3 protein-coding genes are annotated in these 2,650 nt (G+C 73.6%); 2 read left to right on the top strand and 1 reads right to left on the bottom strand.

The genetic code is table 11. The features are described from left to right. Positions 1 to 143 precede the first annotated feature (143 nt). Both QM572_RS13790 and QM572_RS13785 read left to right on the top strand, forming a co-directional pair. Positions 144 to 1,157 (top strand): isopenicillin N synthase family dioxygenase, encoded by a 1,014-nt coding sequence (locus tag QM572_RS13790; RefSeq protein WP_415094055.1) that lies wholly within the window; start codon positions 144 to 146, stop codon positions 1,155 to 1,157. 10 nt (positions 1,158 to 1,167) lie between these two features. Next, the gene (locus QM572_RS13785) at positions 1,168 to 1,812 is read left to right on the top strand and encodes a GntR family transcriptional regulator (RefSeq protein WP_415094054.1); all 645 of its coding nucleotides are present in this window, start codon (positions 1,168 to 1,170) and stop codon (positions 1,810 to 1,812) included. A 9-nt stretch (positions 1,813 to 1,821) separates the two neighbouring features. Here the strand turns inward: QM572_RS13785 and QM572_RS13780 are convergent, their stop codons facing one another. Beyond that, positions 1,822 to 2,541 (bottom strand): hypothetical protein, encoded by a 720-nt coding sequence (locus QM572_RS13780; protein ID WP_415094053.1) that lies wholly within the window; start codon positions 2,539 to 2,541, stop codon positions 1,822 to 1,824. Positions 2,542 to 2,650 lie beyond the last annotated feature (109 nt).

Genomic DNA, 2,650 nt, shown 5'->3' with positions numbered 1-2,650 from the left:
GCGAGGCGGCCCGCTTCGCCGCCGCCTCCGCCTGACGCCCGGATCCATCGCGCGCAGGCACCCCCCCCCCGACCCCGCCCAGGCGATCCGCGTCCCGGGGCGAGCGTCCGCGACGAGCGGACACCACGAAAGGAAGCACCACGATGACCCAGGCCACCTACGCCCTGGACGAGCTGAACAAGGAAGCCCGGATGGGCCAGCTCGGCGTCGAGAAGGTCGCCGACGGCGACGCCATCCCGAAGATCAGCCTGCGGGACTTCGACGCCCGTCGCGCCGAGATCACGGACCAGCTCTGGGCCGCGGCCACCGAGGTCGGCTTCTTCCAGCTAGTCGACCACGGCCTGCCGCAGGAGCAGATCGACGAGGCCTTCGCCTGGTCGGCGAGGTTCTTCGACCTGCCGCGCGAGGTCAAGGAGAAGACCCCGCTGCGCAAGGCCGACAACGTCGGCTGGGAGTTCTCCAGCCAGGTGCGCCCGTCGGTCGGCGTCCCCGACCAGAAGGAGAGCTACCAGATCACCAAGCCCCGGATGGACGGCCTCTGGCCCGCCGAGGAGGACCTCCCCGGGTTCCGGGCGTTCATGGACGGGTTCGAGACCCGCTGCTGGGAGGTCGCGATGCAGGTGCTCTCCTGCTTCGCCGACCGCCTCGGCTTCGAGCGGGACTTCTTCGCCGCGGCACACGACCCGTCCAGCCCGGAGTACCAGTCGACGCTCCGCCTGGTCCACTACTTCCCGCTCACCGAGGAGCAGGTGGCCGCGCCGGGGCTGTGGCGGGCGGGCGCCCACACCGACTTCGACTGCCTCACGCTGCTCTTCCAGCGCGAGGGGCAGCACGGCCTGCAGGTCTGCCCCGGCCGCGACCTCGACGCCCCGGAGTGGACCCCCGTCCCGCCCGGCGACGACGCGATCACGTGCAACATCGGCGACATGCTGATGCGATGGAGCGACGACCAGCTGCTGTCGAACTTCCACCGGGTCCGGTCGCCCCTTCCCGGGGAGTACACCGGAGCGCGCTACTCGATCCCGTTCTTCGCCCAGGCCAACCGCGACGTCGTGATCAGGACGCCGCAGGGGAAGTACGAGCCGATCACCGCCCACGACTACCTCTGGCAGCGGATCACGGCGAACTACGGCACGCGCCGCGAGCCCACGGCATAGGTTCACCCCTGTGAGTGAAGCCCAGCTCCTCGGCGACGCCGTCTATGCCCAGCTCGTCGACCGGATCTTCACCGGCGCCCTGCCGCCGGGTGCTCCGCTGAGCGTCCCCGCCCTCGCGGCGGAGCTCGCGGTCAGCCGGAGTCCGGTGCGCGACTCGGTGCAGCGGCTCGTCGCCGAGGGGCTGGCGGTGAGCGTGCCCCATGCCGGGGCGCGGGTCATCGAGGTGGACGACGAGGCCATCGTCCAGGTCATGGCCGTACGCCGGCGACTCGACGGCCTGGCCGCACGGGAGGCGACGGAGCGGGCCACGGCCTCCGAGGTCGCCGACCTCCGGGCCCTGCTCGACACGCAGGCCACCCAGATCGGGTCGAGTGCCGACTCCCTGAGCGACGCTCGTCTCGATCTCGAGTTCCACACCGCCGTACGCGACCTCGCGGGCAATCCCACCCTCAGCGACGCCCTGCATCGCCTCGACACCAAGGCCCACCTGCACAACTCCGGGCTGTGGGCGGACCCCGCGAGCCGGGCGACCGCGCTCGCGGAGCACCAGCGCATCGTCACGGCGATCGAGACCGGTGACGCCGCCGCCGCCGAGGCGGCGGCGGAGGCGCACGTCGCCGCGGTGCTCGTGCGGATGCGCCGCCATCGCACCTGAGCGCTGCGCTCAGCCGGCCACCGTCATGACGACCTGCGCGCGCCGCCCCGGATCGACCCAGCCGTCCCTCGTGCGCAGCAGCCGCGCCACCGACCAGCCCGCCAGCGGGGCCGCGACGAGGAGCGACAGCGACCACGCGTCGACCCGCGCCAGCCCGCTGAAGACCATGCTCGTCAGCGTGGTCGTCACGGCGAGCCTCGCGGAGTAGCCCACCATCGCCGACGGCGGCGCCGGGGTCGCCCGTGCGGAGCGCAGGTCGACGGAGTACGGCGAGCGGGCACTCCACCGCAGCGCGGCGGAGACCACCTGCAGGAGCACGACGAGCCAGGCGCACCCGACGGCCGCGAGCTGCGCGGCGGTCGGAACGCCGGCGCGCAGCACCGCCAGCAGCAGTGCGGCGCCCGAGGCGACGAGGAGGAACTCGAGGAGCACCCAGGCGCGGGCGGCGAAGACCGTCGCGGCGGCGACGGGCAGCGACTCGCGCCACAGGACCCCGCGTCCCTCGAGCGTCCACGCGTTGATCCCGAAGAGCAGCGCGCCGCCGGAGGCGACCAGGCCGGGGAGGATGGTGACCTGATCCCAGCGCAGCGCCCCCGCGAGCCCGACCAGACCGGGCCCGATGGCCAGGACGGCGATGCCGCGACGCATCGGCACCGCCCGCCAGACCGAGCCCCGGTCGATCCGGACGAGCATCGCCAGGTCGCTGCGCGGGGTGGGGCGGGCGCGCACGTGGCTGCTCTCGGCCGCCGTCTCCTCCCGCGCCGGCCGAGAGCAGCCACGTGCGCGCCCGCCCCACCCCGCGCAGCGACCTGGCGATGCTCGTCCGGATCGACCGGGG

It is taken from the genome of Nocardioides sp. (assembly GCF_047607365.1).
GTDB lineage: Bacteria > Actinomycetota > Actinomycetes > Propionibacteriales > Nocardioidaceae > Nocardioides.
Note: the sequence above shows the minus strand (reverse complement) of the source record. Positions and strands in the feature narration are given on the sequence as shown.